The sequence below is a fragment of the Rhizobium sp. NZLR1b genome (genome assembly GCF_019685155.1).
Classification (GTDB): Bacteria; Pseudomonadota; Alphaproteobacteria; order Rhizobiales; family Rhizobiaceae; genus Rhizobium.
Map to the genome: position 1 here is coordinate 32,198 of NZ_JABDWC010000033.1, position 17,183 is coordinate 49,380.

Here is a 17,183-nt window from a genome sequence, read left to right on the forward strand (position 1 = left end):
GAATAAGGGTGGGAACGGGCTTGGATATCTTTTCGACATTGCAGGAAGACAAGAGCAAGCTCTCCCCCTCCGAGAGCCGCATCGCGGAGATCATCGTCAACGACTTCGAGTTCGCCGTGAACGCCTCGATCATCGAGCTTGCGGAACGGGCCGAGGTATCGCCGCCGACCGTCACCCGCTTTTGCCGGCGGCTGGGCTGCGAGAGTTTTTCCGACTTCAAGGTGCAGCTCGCCCGGACCGCCCATATCGGCGTGCGTTATCTGAAACCGGAATCGAAAAGCACCGATCCGGCCGATGTCGCCCAGGATATCATCACCAAGGCCCAGAACGCGCTGTTTCTGCTGCACCGGTCGCTCGATCTGGCGGCGATCGAAGCCGCCGTTTCTCACATCGCCAAGGCCGATATGATCTACGCCTTCGGTTCGGGCGGCAATTCGTCGATGATCGCCGACGAACTGCAGAACCGGCTGTTCCGTCTCGGGCTTCGCATCACTGCCAGTTCCGATCACAGCATGCAGCTGATGATGGCGGCCGCGGCGAAGCCGGGCGACGTGCTGATCGGCTCGTCCTTCTCCGGGCGCAATATGGAACTGGTGCGAGCCTTCGAGCTTGCCCGCGGGGCCAAGGTGAAGACGATCGCGCTGACCCAGACGGCAAGCCCGGTTGCCAAGGCTGCCGAAATCGTCGTGCCGATCGACCTTCCCGAAGGCAACAACATCTATCGCCCGACTTCGACACGCATCGCCTATATCGCGACGGTCGATATTCTGTCGAGCCTGGTCGCCTATGCGGTGCAGCCAAAGGCGACGACCACGCTGCGCCGCATCAAGCAGCAGCTCGTCCTCCACCGCGACGGCGACGACCGGCAATTGCTTGGAGATTGAGGTTCATGAACGGGAGCGACAGAAAATGACGAAATCGATAGCGATCGTCACCGGCGCTGCGGGCGATATAGGTGCTGCGATCGCCGCGCGGCTCGCCGATGACCACGATGTCGTGTTGCTCGCCGATATCGATGCTGCCGCTGCGGCTGCGGTGGCCTCAAAGCTCGGGCCGGACAATCGCTTCGTGGCCGTCGGATGTGACGTGACCAGCGAGGCCAGCATTGCGGAACTGGTCAGACGCGCCGCCGACGCCGGCGTGGTGCGAACGCTGGTCAATAATGCCGGGGCGGCCCGCGCCACCAGCCTGCACGAGACGACGCCCGAAATCTGGCGGGCGGACATTGCGCTCAATCTCGAAGCGGCATTCCTGTGTTTCCGTGCCGTCGAGCCGATGCTGAAGGCTTCGAAAGGGTCCGTCGTCAACATCGCCTCGGTCAACGGCATGAATGTCTTCGGACACCCGGCCTATAGCGCGGCCAAGGCCGGGCTTCTGCATTTCACCCGGCTGGTGGCCGTCGAATACGGCAAGTTCGGCATCCGCTCCAACGCCGTCGCACCCGGCACGGTGAAGACGCAGGCCTGGGAGAAACGCGCCGCCGCCAATCCGAATGTTTTCGAGGAAGCGCGCCGCTGGTATCCGCTGCAGCGGGTCGTCGATCCCCAGGATGTCGCCAATGCCGTTGGCTTTCTTGCCGGTCCACTCGCCGCCGCCATATCCGGCGTCTGCCTGCCTGTCGATTGCGGCCTGACGGCCGGCCAGGCCGAGCTGGCGCGGACCTTTTCCCAATCGGAACATTACTGACATTCAGATGAGCGCATGAGCCGCCTTTTCCCCGACGTCTTCCGCAATCCGGCGATCCGCGCCAGCATGATCGCCATTTTCACTTTCGGAATGGCAGGCGCAATGACCGCGCCCTATCGTTCGATCGTGGGCATCCGCGAATTGGGCTTGAGCGACGGCCTCTATTCCGTGCTGAGCTTCGCCTCGGCGGCCGTGAACGTGGTCATCAGCATCCTGCTCGGCAATCTCGCCGATCGGCTCGGCGAGTACCGTTCGGCGATGATCGGCGCCTGCATTTTCGGCATCGTCGGTTACGGCATGGTCTATACTTTTCCGAGCGCGGCGGTCTTCGTCATCAGCGGGCTGCTGCCGCTGCCGATCTACGGGGCGCTGAACTCGCTGCTGTTTGCCAATGCACGCGCGGCGATGCACGGCATGACCCGGAGCGACATGGTAACGGCCAATTCAGGTGTGCGCGCCATGATCTCGCTCTCCTGGGTGCTGATTCCGGGAGTGACCGGCCTGCTGCTTTCGGGCGCATCGAGCATGCTGCCGGCCTATCTCTTTGCCGCCATCTCCTGCCTTCTCTGCCAGGGCATCATCCTCTTCGCCTTGCCGAAGCGGGCGGCAACGGAGATGGCCGCGGTTCATCATCTCACCTATCTCGGCGCCCTGCGGCAGGTGATTTCGCCGCGGATTTCAGCGCATATCGCCGGTGTGGCGCTCATCACCAGCACGCTGCATCTGAACGACGCCCTTCTGCCGTTGATCGCCACCGGTGCTGCCCATGGCGCGCTCAGCGATGTCGGCATTCTTGTCGGCATCGTCGCCTTGCTGGAAATCGTCTTCATCATCGTCTGGTCGCGGATTGCACGGAAAACCGGGCAGATGACGGCGCTTGCCGCCGGCACCGTCATCTATGCGGTCTTCCTCAGCCTTCTCGGCTTTGCCTCTGAGCCCTGGCACCTCTATGCGCTGACCTTGATCGCCGGCATCGGCGCCGCGGCGATCATCAGCATTCCGATCACCTATCTGCAGGATCTGATCGCCGATCGGCCGGGCCTCGGCAGCGCGCTGATCTCCGTCAATATTTTTGCGAGCGCCGGGATCGGCGCACTGGTCTTTGCTTCAGGCACATGGCTGACAGGTTATTCCGGAACCGCCATCCTCAGCGCCGTCACCGGATTGTCGGGCATCACGATCCTCGGCCTGCTGCAGAGACGCAATGACGTTGCGCCTGTTGAGGCAGAGGTTCAATAAAAGCTGACGAAGAATGTGGCTTTCCTCACTATCCGTCTTGTGACAAGGGTGAGGCCCCATTTCCTTTGAAGGCGACATGAAGGCGATCTCAGGCACGAATCTCGAGCAGGCCAAGTCTCACAACAGGCGTGTGGTGATCGAGGCTGTCCGCACCAACGGTCCCTTGTCGCGCGCGGCGATCGCTCGGATGACGGCGCTGACCGCCCAGACCGTGTCGAATATCGTCGAGGAACTGGAGAGGTCGCATCTTCTCGTGCCGGCCGAGGCGCAGAAGCTGGCGCGGGGACAGCCGATCATTCCCTATTCGATCAATCCCGCCGGCGCCTATTCGATCGGTCTCGAACTTGGCCGCCAGCGTGCCAGCGGCGTTCTGACGGATCTCTCCGGCGCCGTCCGCGCGCGCATCGAGCGTCCTATCGAACATCCCGATCCGCAACGGGCGATGCCGGTTCTGCAATCCATTGTCGAGGACATTCAACAGGCCTTCGTCTTCGACCGAAACCGGCTGCTCGGCGTCGGCATGGCCCTGCCCGGCCGCTATGCCGATGGCGGCATCACCTCTCTCAGCCCGCAGAATCTGCCGGGCTGGCAGGATTTTCCGGTCGGGCATGAACTGGAACAGCGGGTCAAGGTGCCGGTGCTCGTCGAAAACGACGCGACCGCAGCGGCGATCGGCGAGCGCCTCCACGGCGTCGCCCGCGGTTTGGGCAGCTTCGTCTATCTGTTTCTTGCCGGCGGCGGCGGCATCGGCGCTGGAATGTTCCTCGACGGCCACCTCTACAAGGGCAGCCGCAGCAATGCCGGCGAGATCGGCCATATCATCGTCGAGCCGCATGGCAAGCTCTGCAGCTGCGGCAAGCGCGGCTGCCTGGACCGCTACATCTCGCCGACCGTCGCCTACGAATTCATGGGCATTGCCAATGCCGAGGAGCTGTCTTCAGACGATCTCGACGCGCGGATCGCCAAGGGCGGCGAAGGCCTGGACGCCTGGCTCGATCAGGCCGTCCAGCCGCTGCGGCAGACGCTCGACTTCCTCGAACTTGCCTTCGACCCGCAGACCATCGTGCTCGGCGGCAGCGTATCGACCTTGCTGATGCGCCGGCTCGCAGAACGGCTGGAGCCGCTGCACGTCCCGATCGATCCCGGCCAGAAGCGGACCATCCCCCGCGTCATGATCGGCATGACCGGCAAGGATACCGCCATCCTCGGCGCCGCCGCCCTGCCGATCTTTTCCGAAACCAATCCGCGCTTCGACGTTCTGCAAAAGCCGGTCGGCTAAATTGAGTTTAGCCGATAGCCGGCTTGGTCGTAGAGCCGGGCTACGGCGCGCGCGGCGACACAGCGACGGTCGACCGGCTATTCAAACAGAATGATACTTGAAGGAGTCGGCGGCATCGGTTTGACTGTGACGTCGGCAAGACCGGCCTGTCTTGCCATCTCAGTCAGCTCACTTTGTGTATAAGCCTGGCCCGCCGGGGTGCTGGCGAGCATCTCCCAGGAGAAAGCTGCCGGAAAAGGCGGCGACACGCGATCTTCGTTCGGCACGAAATCTACCGCGACGATCCGACCATCCTCTGCAAGGCCGGCGATGATCTTTCGCAACAGCTGGGCGCATGTCGGCAGATCGAAGTGGTGCAGAAAATTTGGAAGCAGGACGAGATCATAACCCGTGCCCCAATCGACATCGAAGGCGCTGCCGGCGATCGTCCGGTACCGGTCAGCCACGCCGGCTTTTTCCGCATTCTGCCGCGACAGCTCCAATACGGCGGCCCAATCGATGGCGACGATCTCCGCTGATGGAAAGGCTTTCGCAATTTCGATCCCGAAAATGCCTGGACCTGCAGCGATGTCCAAGACCTTTTTGGGAGACCTCGGCCAGCCGGAGATTTCGCCGGCCAGTATTTTGGCGCTGAGCCCGGTAAAGGAGCCCATGCCGCGCGCAAACTTCAACCAGACGGGATTGTCTGACGACATGTTCGCAAGCCCGGCCGAACCGCCGTTTCGCACGACGGCGGCCGGATCGCGCAGAAAATTATCCAGTATTTCGGGTGCGGCGACGAACTCGACAGCGGAGCCCATATAGGCCGGCGAATTGCGATCGAGGAACATTCTGGTCGCGGGAGTCATCCGGTAGTGTCCGCTCTCCTTTGTCAGGAAACCATGTACCACGAGGTAGTCGCACAGGATGCGCACTCCACGTTCCGAGGCGCTTGTTGCCGAGGCCAACAAGGCTGCCGTTTTGCCCTCGCCGATATGAGTAAAGAGATCAAGCTCGATGGCCGCCTTGATCGCCGCCGTCTTTCGGCATGCAAACAGGGCATCGACCACGAGTTCGGGCGACACGACGCCAACATGGGCGTCTTCGACGATTGTTTCCATTGGGATCTCCCAGAGCCCTCGATCGTTCTTGCCTGGCAGCTCCAGCCGCAGAAATTATGCGCACATTCGCATATTCTACAATACTTACCACGCTAACCCGATCGGGTGCCCCAACGGCCGACCGCCAACCTCGCAGACCTACTCAAAGCGTATGAAAGACGGCTCGGTGGCGCCGACCAGGAACATTCTATCACGGTCCCAATCCTCGCCTTAATGCATGTCGCCCGGAAGTGTGCAGCGGTTCCGGGATAACGACACGCATAAAAACAAAGGCCTAAAGCGCGTCGCATGAATCAAGTTTGATGCGACGCGCTTTAGGATTCCTGCAGCCCATAAAGCAGCGGCATCAGCCCTGCCAGCGCCTTGAAACGCTCCCACGACTTGGATGACGGTTTCGTCCAGCCGGTTTCGGCCAGTGCCGAAAGGCGCGGGAAAACCAGACGGTCGAAAACGGCGCGATCCGTCATCGGTTCCGACCAGATGCAGGCCTGGATGCCGAGCAGTTTTTGTTTCTGGCTCGCTGTCCAGCCGCCGATGGGATCGAAGGTGTAGAGCTTTTCCGCATCCGAAGTCCCCGCCCAACTGGCGCCGGGCTCATCCCAGTCGGGCCTGAGCGCCATATCGAGGTAATAGACCTGCCCGGGGCAGACGACCATCTCGTAGCCGCGTTCGGCGAGTTCGGCCGAGACCTCGACATTGCGCCAGCTGCAGAGATAGCTCTTCGCTTTGTCGATGACATCGCCGTGCGCCGCCTCTTCCCATCCGCCGGTGATGCAGCCCTTGCTCGCCAGGAAGCGCTGGACTCGGTTCAGGAATTCCGCCTGCAGGACGGCCGCACCCGAGCCGTGGATATCGTCGGCGCCGTGGGTGTTGGTCACGACGTTCAGCCGCTTGGCATGCGCATCGGCAACCTCGCCGCCGGCGACTGTGCGCAGGCGCTCGAGTGCTTCCGGCGAGCCGGACCACGCGCCGAGGGGAACTTCGTCGGCGCCGAGATGGATGGTCTTGAACGGAAAGAGCTCGATGAGTTCCGTAAGGATGGTCTCGACGATCTCGTAGGTCTTCTCGCGGGCCGGATTGATGCAATTGTCTGGAAAGCCCTGAACCGAATAATAGCTGCCGACCTCGGCCGGATCGCGCAGCTCCGGTATCGCCTGCAGCATCGCGTAGCAGTGACCGGGCACATCGATCTCCGGCACGATCTCGATGCCGAAGCTCTTTGCGTGGGCGACGATCTCGCGGATAGAGGCTTTGGTGTAATAGCCGCCTGTACGGGCCGGGCTGGAACCGAGCAGCGGCGGAACGGCAAGGCCGTGGCCGCGCCAGGCGCCGATCTCGGTCAGGGCGGGATAGGCGTCGATCTCGACGCGCCAGGCCTCGTCGTCGGAAAGATGCCAGTGGAAACGATTGAGCTTGTTCCAGACCAGCACCGCCAGCAGCTTCTTGATCTCGGCTTCGCCGTAAAATTGGCGGGCGACATCGAGATGCAGGCCGCGCCAGCTCATCGACGGCTCGTCGACAATTTCGCCCGAGGCCGGAAACCGGAAGACACCGGGATGCAGCCTTGCACCGCGCCAGATCTGGCCAAGTGTCACGAGGCCATAGAGAAAGCCGGTCCGGCTGCTTGCCTCGATCGTGATCGTCTCACCCTCGAAGCTCAGCCGATAGGCCTCCGGACTGAGCCCTGCGGCATCTTTCAGGGCAACCGGGACCGCGCCTTCCGCCTCAGTCCGCACGATGCCTTCGACGGCGAAGAGATGCTCCACCAGCGCCGCGAAGCTTCGCGCCGCCTCCTCCCCTTCCCCGCTCCGTGCCTGCGGCGCAAAACCGGCCGGCAGCGGCTGGCGCGAGGTGACGGCCACATGGTTCGGCCAAGGGATGATCGACACCTGGACGGGCGCATTGACGGGTACCGGATAGATCTCGGCGCCGCGTTTCAGCGGCGCATTGCTGACTGAAGAGCGCGTCGGCTCGATGCCGAGCACGATGGTGCTGCCGTCGGAAAGCGCGAGATAGCCGCTCGTCGCGCCGTCCGTCCAGTGCCGGAAATCCCGGCTCAGCGCGTAGACCGATATCGTCCACGTCTCGCCGGCGCCGAGTATGAAATTGGCCGGCGGCTGGAATTCGGTGAAATTCGAGATCCGCTGTGAGACCGTTGCGCCCTCGACGCGTCCGGCCGGATCGACGCGGCCCGGACCGCTGACGCAGAGCGAGAAATTCGAAAGCGGCTCGGCGCCGAGATTTTTGAGGCGCAGGACGTAGGAAAAATCCTTGCCATCCGCAGCCGGGTTCCAAAGGGTTTCGAGCCGCAGGTTTTTCGGTCGCGGTGTGGACATGGTCTCTCTTCCTCTTGAAAATCAGGGCTTGAACATTCCAGCGCAGTGCCGGAAGCGAATTGGGAGTTTGAAGTCAATCAAATTGATTTAATATCGATAGCCAATTTTTCGCCGGCGCGTCAATTGCCGATCTCAAATCTTCCGCAAGTCACCGTCGGGTGGGTCTTGATGAGCTTCATTCAGAAATTGGCCGGTGGACCGAAGGCGCAGAGCGATCGCATTTGGTGACGAAGCAGCCAATCCGTGCGTAGCAGACACCTTCGCGGCAACTGCCGGACATCCGGCCAAAGATGGCTCTTTGCCCCGATATGCCTGTTGACTGTCGATCGTCTCGATCGCAAACATGATCGGTATTGTCACCGGGATCATCGCATGTCGCAACGACGCCAATCTGCCCGTCCCGGTGAAACGCCCGCCATCGTGTGGCTCGGCTTCATCGCCATGTGCATCGGCATGTTCATGGCGATCCTCGACGTCCAGGTGGTGGCGACCTCGCTGCCGACCATCCAGTCGGCGCTGGGTATCGATCCGGATCAGATGAGCTGGATACAGACGGCCTATCTTATCGCCGAAGTGGTGGCGATCCCGCTGACCGGCCTGCTGACGCGGCTTTTGACGATGCGGTGGCTGTTCGTTACCGCCATCAGCCTGTTCGTCGCAGCTTCCGCCGGCTGCGCTGCCAGCGGCAGCTTCGGTGAGCTGGTGGCCTGGCGGGTGCTGCAGGGCTTTTCCGGCGGAACCTTGATCCCCTCGGTGTTTTCGGCCGTGTTCATTCTTTTCCCCAACGAGCGGCAGGCGCTGGCGACGACGATCGCCGGCGTGCTTGCGGTGCTGGGGCCGACCGTCGGGCCGATCGTCGGCGGATGGCTGACCGAGACCTATTCCTGGCACTGGCTGTTCCTGATCAACATCCTTCCGGGCATTGCCTCGGCAATCCTGGCGGCTCGCTTCCTGCCGCGACAGGCGGCCGATCCGTCGGAGCTCAGGCATCTCGACGGCCTGTCTCTTTTCTTGATGGCGACAGCGCTGACGACGCTGGAACTCAGCTTGAAAGAGGCGCCGACCAGCGGCTGGGCCTCTGCCTATGTGCTCAGCCTGCTCACGGTCTGCCTGGCGTCTGGGGGCGTTTTCATCCGGCGAACGCTGCGCCGCAGCCGGCCGATCGTCGATCTCGGCAATTTCACTGACCGGAATTTTCTCGTCGGCTCGGTTCTGAGCTTCGTGCTTGGTATCGGCCTGTTCGGCTCGGTCTACCTGATGCCGGTCTTTCTCGCTTTTGTCAGGGGCCACGACGCCCTTGAGATCGGCATGACGATGCTGGTCACCGGCATCGCCCAGCTGATCACGGCGCCGGTCGCCGTCGCGCTGGAGAAGCGTTTGGATGCGCGGCTGCTGTCGGCCGCCGGTTTCGCCCTGTTTGCCATCGGCGTCGGCATGAGCGCCTTTCAGGATCCGCGTTCGGATTACGACGCGATGTTCTGGCCGCAGGTCGTGCGCGGCGTCGCCATCATGTTCTGTCTGTTGCCGCCGACGCGGCTGGCGCTCGGCACGCTCCCGGCCGATCGCATTCCCGATGCCAGCGGTCTTTTCAATCTGATGCGCAATCTCGGCGGGGCGATCGGCATCGCGCTGATCGACACCATCATCTACACCCGCTCGGAACCACTGGGCCAAGCCCTCTGGGCGCGCCTTCAGGCCGGCGACATCGAGGCTGCGACCTTCGTCGGCGCTCCGCTTGCGGCCATATCGGGACATAGCGGCAGTTTCGACGCCGATACCACGGCGCTGCTCGATCCGCTGATCCAGACTGCGGCAAGCGCGCAGGCGATCAACGAAGCCTGGATGGTCATCGCCGTCCTCACTGGCTGCGCTCTGCTTTGCGTGCCCTTCGCCAGACGGTCGGCGCCGGCGTGAAGACCGTCGCTGACGAACCCGCTCTAACTTTAAAGAGAATCAGTCAACAAGCTGAATTTGCACATTCACCACGCTCTGACCTCGGCTGACTGAAAGAAAACAGGTAAACAGAAATGCTGATCAAGCAAACCGACTATCATCGGATTTATCGAGTTATAAATAGCTTGATCCTAAATGAGAACGGAAATCCCGCGCACGCCTGCATGTACTTTGCTACATTCGGCTCGTTCATTCTCGAACGGCACTATAAGGTGAAAGCGACGCCCAAAGGCGGCCTTGCGGCATACAATCTGGATGGGACAATGATCCTATTTGCCGACCACCGTGAGGATGGTTACGTCACAGGAGCTGGTGAGAATTTCCATTGCTGGGTCGAAGCAGAGGGTTGGGCCATTGATTTCATGGCCCCTGCGTTTTCAGAGACAGCGGCAGGTCTCCAGGTCCCGTCAAAGATGTTTCAACGGCCCTTGTCATCCATGGCGTCCAGCATCAATGGTTTGGATCACTCCGGAGACTTCTTCTATTTGTCCGAACCTGCCGCGACCGCCGCTCGTTTTCAGGATTGGCACAAACTTGCGATGATCGGCGATCTTGCAAGTGTTGCAGCAACGTGGTTTCGAAAGACTCCTAAAAATATGGCTGCCGCTATTTCCGTGGACGATCGGTCAGGCAAGACCACAAGCGTTCCTCTTGTCGGCAATCCTCTTGTCGGCAGTTGGTGAGAGCGACGCGCCACGGCTCTAGCGGAATTGTCTACTGCCTTTCTCGCCGCAAGGGGCACAGGAAGGCACGACCGCGGCAAGCGCGCAGGCGATCAACGAAGCCTGGATGGTCGTCGCCGTCCTCACGAGTTGCGCCCTGCTCTGCGTGCCCTTCGCCAGGCGGCCGGCGTCTACGTGACATAGGACGACAGGTTGCCCGATCGACCGGCTGCCGGTAAGATTTCTCTCAATCATTTTGCGTCATCCTCCAGTTCCCCTCTGAAGCCAATCGACGAGATCTCAATGGCCCCGGACCTTGACCGCAGTCTTCAAATGCCCCGCCGCGACGACCTTGGCCTCCTTGCGATCAGCAACGGCTCCGGCCTGTCGATATCGGCGCTGCCGAACGGCACGCTGTTTGCCATCGAATATGCCGACGACAAGGGATCGGTGCAGGTCAACCAGATCCAGGGCTCGCCGCTCATCGGTGGTATCGGCCGCCTTTACCTGCGGGTCGGTGGCGCTCGGCCCGATGTCGTCGAAATCGTCGGGCCGCGCGCCAATGGCAGCTTCGGACATAACGCCACCAGCTTCTCCTGGAGTGGTGAGGCCGGGGATATTCACTATAACGTCCGGCTCGAGCTGCATCCTTCCGAGACGGCCTGGTTCTGGCGTGTCGCCATCCGGCATCTGAAGGATGGAACGTTGCCGGTCGATCTGGTGCTGATCCAGGATGTCGGTCTCGGCGATCGCGGCTTCCTGATGAACAGCGAGGCCTATGCCTCGCAATATGTCGATCACCATATCGCCGATCACCAGGCATTCGGACCTGTGGTGATGAACCGGCAAAATCTCAAACAGGGAGGTGGCCGCAATCCTTGGCTGGCGCAGGGTTGCCTCGACGGGGCAGTTGCCTATGCCACGGATGCGATCCAACTGGTGCAGGCGAGAGACCGTCTCGACGACCGGCTGGTCGGCCGCTTCGGCACCAGCCTGCCGAGCAAACGGCGCCAGCAGGAAACGGCCTGCCCCGCCATCCAGTCGAAATTGCTGTCTGTCACCGCAAGCGGCGCGACCGCGACCTTCTTCGCGCTCTTTGCCGCCGATCATCTCGAGGCCTCGAGCGATGCCGATCTTGCGCGGCTCGGCGGGCTCGCGGCGGCAGACGGTGCGATCGCCGATATCGAGGAGACGGCGCCTGCCCGCAGCCTGCTGCAGGACGCGTCACTGTTGGAGGTCGAGCCGCTCGACAAAAAGGCGATCGGCCGGCTCTATCCCCAGCGCAGCCTGGAGGAACGCGTCGACGGAAAGCTGCTGTCGTTCTTCGTGCCGGACGGCGTCCTCAACCGCCATGTCGTCTTGCACGAAAAGGAATTCTTGGTGGCGCGCCGCCACGGCGCGATCGTCAGAAGCGGCCAGAATATGCTGCTCGACGATTCGACCCTTGCCGCCACCTGTTGGATGCAGGGCATTTTCGCCGCGCAGCTGACGATCGGCAACACCTCCTTTCACAAGCTGTTTTCCGTCTCCCGCGATCCCTACAACCTGACGCGCGCCAGCGGGCTGCGCATCATGGTGGATGTCGGCGCCGGCTGGCAGCTGCTGGCGGTGCCGTCGGCTTTCGAAATGGGGCTCAGCGATTGCCGCTGGATCTACAAGTGCGCCGACCGCACCATCATTGTAACCGCGGTCGCCTCCGGCGAGGATGCGGCGATGCAGTGGACCGTGTCGGTCGAGGGCAAGCCGTGCCGTTTCCTGGTGTTCGGCCACGTCGTGCTCGGCGAGCGTGAATATGACGCGGGCGGCCAGATCGAATTCGATACCTCAGGTAAGCGCATCCTGTTTCGGCCGGATCCGGCCTGGCTCTGGGGCGAACGTTATCCCGAGGCCGCCTATTGGCTGGTGAGCGCGACCCCCGATGCCATCGAGGAGATCGGCGGCGACGAACTGCTCTATGGCGATGGCGTCACGCGCAACGGCGCCTTCGTCGCGCTCAGATCCCGGCCGACGCAGGCGCTCTCCTTTGCAGTCGTCGGTTCGATGACCGATGCCGAAGAAGCCGAGCGGCTGGCAGGGCGTTATCAGGCCGGCGTCACCGATGAGGCCATGCTGGCGCCGGCCTCGACATTCTGGCGCAACACCGTGCGCGGCCTGGCGATCGGCGACCCTTCGCCCGACCTTGCCGCGCAGACGACCCTGCTGCCCTGGCTCGCGCACGATGCCATCGTGCATTTGAGCGTGCCGCACGGCCTCGAGCAATATACCGGTGCGGCCTGGGGCACACGCGACGCCTGCCAGGGGCCGATCGAGTTCCTGCTTGCCTATGAGCATGATCGCGAAGCCAAGGAGGTGCTGAAAACCGTTTTCAGCGAACAATACCTTGAGAAAGGCGATTGGCCGCAATGGTTCATGCTGGAGCCCTATGCCAATATAAGGGCGGGCGACAGCCATGGCGATATCGTCGTCTGGCCGCTGAAGGCGCTCTGCGACTATATCGAAGCGACGGGTGATCTCGCCATCCTTGACGAGAAGCTCTCCTGGCGCGACGAAAAGACCATGCAGAAGGCGGCCCAAACCGACACTATCGCGATCCATGTCGAGAAACTGCTCGACACCGTTCGCGAAGCTTTCATCCCCGGAACGCATCTGATCCGCTATGGCGAGGGAGACTGGAACGATTCCCTGCAGCCGGCCGATCCGCATCTGCGCGACTGGATGGTCAGCAGTTGGACCGTTGCCCTGCTCTACGAGCAGATTGTCCGTTACTCCGCAATCCTGCGCCGACTCGGCCACGGCGTCGAGGCCAAGGGGTTGAGGAAGGTAGCAACGGCGATGCGCCGGGATTTCAACCGCCATCTGATGCGGGACGGCATCGTTGCCGGCTACGGCATCTTCGATCTCGCCCATGACGGCGTCGAATTGCTGCTGCACCCGAGCGATAAGCGCACCGGCCTCTCCTACTCGCTGATTTCGATGACGCAGGCGATGCTCGGCGGGCTGTTCACACCGGATCAGAGACGCGCTCATATGAAGCTGATCGACGAGCATCTGCGCTTCCCCGACGGCGTGCGGCTGATGGAGAAACCCGCGACCTATGCCGGTGGACCCGAGACGCTGTTTCGCCGCGCCGAATCCGCCTCCTTCGTCGGTCGCGAGATCGGGCTGATGTATGTGCATGCGCATCTGCGCTATTGCGAAACGCTGGCGCTGGACGCCGAAGCCGACGAACTCTGGAAGGCGATTTCAGTCGTCAACCCGATCTCGGTCACGACAGTGCTGCCGCATGCTTCGCTGCGCCAGCGCAACAGCTATTTCAGCAGCAGCGATGCGGCCTTTCATGACCGTTATCAGGCCGCGGCCGAATGGGAGCGCGTCAAGGCGGGAGAGATAGCCGTCGACGGCGGGTGGCGGATCTATTCAAGCGGCCCCGGGCTCTACACCAGGAGCGTTGTCGAAAATATCCTCGGCTTCAAACGGCGCTTCGGCCGGCGCAGACGCAAACCGCTGTTGCCTGAGGTTCACGCCTCCGTCGAGTTGCGGACGGATCATGCCGCTTGGCGGCGGCTAATGAAGCCGAAGCCCGACGCGTAATATTCACGACGAAGTGCTGGCGTCGCGCAGTTCTTCGAAGCGGGCGGCACTCTTCGAGAGGTGGGTTCGAATGGCGCGGCGGGCGGCGGCCTCTTCGCCGTCGCGGATCGCCGCGAATATGGCATGGTGTTCCCGGCGCATGCGCGCCGCATGGCGCTTGCGCTCGGCCGCCGTCATTTTGTCCAAGCGTGCCCATTGCCGCGGCACCATGAGGTCGCCGAACGTATCGAAGAGGCGGCCGTAATAGGAGTTCTGCGTCGCGACCAGAATGGACCTGTGAAAGGCGTAGTCTTCCTGCGCCCCGTATCCGCCCTCCTCCAGCGCCTTGTCGAGCGCATCGAGCCGATCCTGCATGCGGTCGAGATCCTCAGGCGTGCGCCGCAGCGCGGCAAGACCGGCGGCTTCGTATTCGACCCCCATGCGCAGCTCCAGCACGTGCAGAACCTCGTCGATCGACTGCAGGTCGTTGGGAATGATCGAGAAGGATCTGGGGGTCGGATCGTTCGCGACGAACGCCCCAAGCCCTTGCCGCGTGGTGATCAGGCCCTTGGCGCGCAGGGTGGCGAGCGCCTCGCGGACGATCGTCCGGCTGACGCCGGTCGTCCTCATGATCGCCTGTTCGGTCGGCAGGCGCTGGCCGGGCTTCAGATCGCCGGATTCGATCTGCGCCATCAGCGTGTCGGCAAGGCCGCTGCGCAGGTTCGGCGGCTGCCGAGTGGTGGTAACCGCGTTGTCCCTATCCGTCATCTTGTGTCGATCCTGCCCCCGATGCGGCTGCGCCAGCCTCATTTCCTTTTGCTAACGCATGCCGGCAGGAAAGGCAAAACGACGTAAGTCACGGCAGCTCCGGATAATGCGGATCACCGCTCACCGTGCCAGCCACCCGCCGTCGACGGGCAGCACCGTGCCGTGCACGTAGTCGGAGGCCGACGATGCCAGGAACACCGCGGCACCGCCGAGTTCATCCGGCGTTCCCCAGCGCCCGGCCGGAATACGGGCAAGGATGGCGGTATTGCGGTCGGCATCCTCGCGCAGCGCCGTGGTGTTGTTGGTGACGAAATAACCGGGCGCGATGGCGTTGACGTTGACGCCCTTGCCGGCCCATTCGCAGGCGAGCAGCTTGGTCAGGCCGGCAAGGCCGCTTTTCGAGGCGGTATAGGAGGGGATGCGGATGCCGCCCTGGAAGGAGAGCAGCGAGGCGATGTTGATGATCTTGCCTCTGCCCTTGTCGACCATATGGCGACCGGCCGCCTGCGACAGGAAAAAGGCGGTCTTCAGGTTGACGTCGATCACCGCGTCCCAGTCTTCCTCGGTGAAGTCGAGCGCATCGGCGCGGCGGATGATGCCGGCATTGTTGACGAGGATGTCGAGGCCGCCAAAGGTCTGGATGGTCTCAGCGACGATCCCCTTGACTGGTTCGATCGTGCCGAGATCGGCCTTGACGACATGGAAGCGGCTTCCCGCCTGCTTCACCAGCGTCTCGGTCTCGTCCATCGAGGAGCGCCCGACGGCAACGATCGAAGCGCCGGCCCCGGCCAGCGCCGCCGCGATGGCTTGGCCGATGCCGGTATTGGCGCCGGTGACGACGGCAGTCCTGCCGGAAAGGTCGAAGGGGTTTGCCACCACGATCACCTCAGATCCGCAATGGCGATATGATCCATGTCGGTGAAGCTCTTGTTGTCGCCGGCCATTGCCCAGATGAAGCTGTAATTCTTGGTGCCGGCGCCCGAATGGATCGACCACGGCGGCGAGATGACCGCCTGTTCGTTGGCGACAAGCATATGCCGGGTCTGCTGCGGCTCGCCCATGAAGTGGAAGACGCGCTGCTCGGCTTCGAGATCGAAATAAAGATAGGCTTCCATGCGCCGGTCATGCGTATGGGCCGGCATGGTGTTCCAGACGCTGCCCGGCTCGATCATGGTGAAGCCGAGGGTCAGTTGGCAGGACTGGCAAACCTCAGGATGGATGAACTGGTAGATCGATCGCTTGTTGGCCGTCGCCGCGTCGCCGGGCGTCAGGTGGCGGGCTTTCTCGCGGGTGAGCAGCACCGTCGGGTGCGCTTGATGTGCCGGCGTCGAGACCAGATAGAACTTTGCCGGATTGGCGGCATCCGCGCTCTCGAACCGGACGTCCTTGGCGCCCTTACCGGCATAGAGGCAATCATACTTGGCAAGATCGTAGCGGGTGCCGTCGACGACGATGCGGCCGGCGCCGCCAATGTTGAGCGCGCCGAGTTCGCGCTCGGCTAGGAAGGTTTCCTGGCCGATCGCCGTCGGCGCCGTCAGCGCCAGTCCATCGGCCAGCGGCGTCGCGCCGCCGATGACCATGCGGTCGTAGTGGGAATAAGTTAGCCGGATCTCGCCGCCCGCAAAGACGGTTTCCACCAGAAAGTGACGCCGCAGCGTCTCCGTGTCGTATTCGCGCACGGCCTCGGGATGGGAGGCGTGCCTCACGTCGATCTGCATGTCAAATTCCTTCAGTTTCGTTGTCGTCAACCGTCGTTGCTCCCGCGAGAGCCGGATCCGCTCGGCGGCCGTTTCGCTCGGCAATGAACCGAATGGTTACATAGTTGTACGACAAATTCGAAGTCAATATGTTTCTGCAGCACCGGCTCGCAGTGGGCGGTGGCCGCAGGAATCGGAAGTAAAATCAGCGATAAGCAGGAAAAAGTCACCAATGCCGGGCGACGGATCGCGAGCGGCGGTTTTGGCGCGATCGGCCAAAAACGAAAAAGCCTGCCGCGGGAGGAGGTGCGGCAGGCTTTCGAAAAAAACCGAACGACAGCTGGGAGGAGGAGTGCTGCCGTTCCCGCAGACGACCCTGGGAGGAGGATGGGGCGCCCGCATGTCGAAGGGATGCGGGAGGAGGTGCATCGCTTCGATAGAAATAATCATACTTATTTCGTGCTTAGTTGGTAGGCGTTTCTTTGCAAGGCAGCTATGCGCTATGCGAAAAGCGGGCGGCTCCGTCGCCGTGGTTCCATCAACCGGGAGCCCAAATGCAAAGCGCCCGCTTCTAGAGAAAGCAGGCGCTGGCCAAGTGTCGATAATGCTTAGTCTGCGGGCCGTTAGCGGGCGATGGCAGCGCGAGCGATGTTGCTGATGTCGCTGCGGCCGATGCCGAGGTCGTTCAGTTCGCGCGTGGACATACGGCCCAGTTCAGCGACCGTCTGACGGTACTTGCGCCAGTTATTGAAAGAGCGTGCTACGTTCATGATGATCCCCTTTCGATGGGCTTTCGAAGCCTAGCTGCCAGTCCTTGGCGCTTCGTTCGCTTCGATGACTTGCATATAATACGAGCCGATCGATTGTTGCAGCGCCAATGCATCACTGCACCT

At 62.2% G+C, this 17,183-nt stretch carries 13 protein-coding genes; 7 read left to right on the plus strand and 6 right to left on the minus strand.

All coding sequences use genetic code 11. From position 1 onward, the window contains the following. The first annotated feature begins 20 nt into the window (after nt 1-20). From HJB84_RS30525 to HJB84_RS30540, 4 genes are all read left to right on the plus strand, one after another. On the plus strand, nt 21-884 hold the full coding sequence (locus HJB84_RS30525) for a MurR/RpiR family transcriptional regulator (RefSeq protein ID WP_207585299.1): 864 nt from the start codon (nt 21-23) through the stop codon (nt 882-884). A gap of 25 nt (nt 885-909) precedes the next feature. Further along, the gene (locus HJB84_RS30530; RefSeq protein ID WP_221117746.1) at nt 910-1,686 is read left to right on the plus strand and encodes an SDR family oxidoreductase; all 777 of its coding nucleotides are present in this window, start codon (nt 910-912) and stop codon (nt 1,684-1,686) included. A 15-nt stretch (nt 1,687-1,701) separates the two neighbouring features. After that, entirely contained in the window at nt 1,702-2,925 is a 1,224-nt protein-coding gene (locus HJB84_RS30535) for an MFS transporter (protein ID WP_221117747.1), read from the plus strand. A 76-nt stretch (nt 2,926-3,001) separates the two neighbouring features. Beyond that, nucleotides 3,002-4,204: an ROK family transcriptional regulator gene (locus HJB84_RS30540; protein ID WP_221117748.1), complete on the plus strand. Its 1,203-nt coding sequence runs from the start codon at nt 3,002-3,004 to the stop codon at nt 4,202-4,204. A 77-nt stretch (nt 4,205-4,281) separates the two neighbouring features. Here the strand turns inward: HJB84_RS30540 and HJB84_RS30545 are convergent, their stop codons facing one another. Next, a complete protein-coding gene (locus HJB84_RS30545; RefSeq protein ID WP_221117749.1) occupies nt 4,282-5,304 on the minus strand; it encodes a bifunctional 2-polyprenyl-6-hydroxyphenol methylase/3-demethylubiquinol 3-O-methyltransferase UbiG in 1,023 nt (340 codons plus the stop codon). A 314-nt stretch (nt 5,305-5,618) separates the two neighbouring features. Next, nucleotides 5,619-7,640: a beta-N-acetylhexosaminidase gene (locus HJB84_RS30550; protein ID WP_221117750.1), complete on the minus strand. Its 2,022-nt coding sequence runs from the start codon at nt 7,638-7,640 to the stop codon at nt 5,619-5,621. A 372-nt stretch (nt 7,641-8,012) separates the two neighbouring features. On the opposite strand from HJB84_RS30550, the gene HJB84_RS30555 reads away from it, so the two are divergent. From HJB84_RS30555 to HJB84_RS30565, 3 genes are all read left to right on the plus strand, one after another. Next, nucleotides 8,013-9,554, plus strand: coding sequence for a DHA2 family efflux MFS transporter permease subunit (locus HJB84_RS30555; protein WP_221117751.1), 1,542 nt, complete (start codon nt 8,013-8,015; stop codon nt 9,552-9,554). A gap of 113 nt (nt 9,555-9,667) precedes the next feature. Continuing rightward, nucleotides 9,668-10,276, plus strand: coding sequence for a DUF2026 family protein (locus tag HJB84_RS30560; protein WP_207585306.1), 609 nt, complete (start codon nt 9,668-9,670; stop codon nt 10,274-10,276). A gap of 282 nt (nt 10,277-10,558) precedes the next feature. Beyond that, nucleotides 10,559-13,846 (plus strand): GH36-type glycosyl hydrolase domain-containing protein, encoded by a 3,288-nt coding sequence (locus tag HJB84_RS30565; RefSeq protein WP_221117752.1) that lies wholly within the window; start codon nt 10,559-10,561, stop codon nt 13,844-13,846. A 3-nt stretch (nt 13,847-13,849) separates the two neighbouring features. On the opposite strand, the gene HJB84_RS30570 is transcribed toward HJB84_RS30565, so the two are convergent. The 4 genes from HJB84_RS30570 to HJB84_RS30585 form a co-directional block, all read right to left on the minus strand. Then, nucleotides 13,850-14,593: a FadR/GntR family transcriptional regulator gene (locus HJB84_RS30570; protein ID WP_207585308.1), complete on the minus strand. Its 744-nt coding sequence runs from the start codon at nt 14,591-14,593 to the stop codon at nt 13,850-13,852. A 120-nt stretch (nt 14,594-14,713) separates the two neighbouring features. Then, nucleotides 14,714-15,478 (minus strand): 2-dehydro-3-deoxy-D-gluconate 5-dehydrogenase KduD, encoded by a 765-nt coding sequence (kduD, locus tag HJB84_RS30575; RefSeq protein ID WP_311044064.1) that lies wholly within the window; start codon nt 15,476-15,478, stop codon nt 14,714-14,716. Further along, the gene (gene kduI, locus HJB84_RS30580; protein WP_207585310.1) at nt 15,475-16,311 is read right to left on the minus strand and encodes a 5-dehydro-4-deoxy-D-glucuronate isomerase; all 837 of its coding nucleotides are present in this window, start codon (nt 16,309-16,311) and stop codon (nt 15,475-15,477) included. Before kduI ends, kduD begins: the two co-directional genes overlap by 4 nt. A gap of 602 nt (nt 16,312-16,913) precedes the next feature. Next, entirely contained in the window at nt 16,914-17,060 is a 147-nt protein-coding gene (locus HJB84_RS30585) for a DUF1127 domain-containing protein (RefSeq protein WP_207585311.1), read from the minus strand. Between the last annotated feature and the right edge of the window lie 123 nt (nt 17,061-17,183).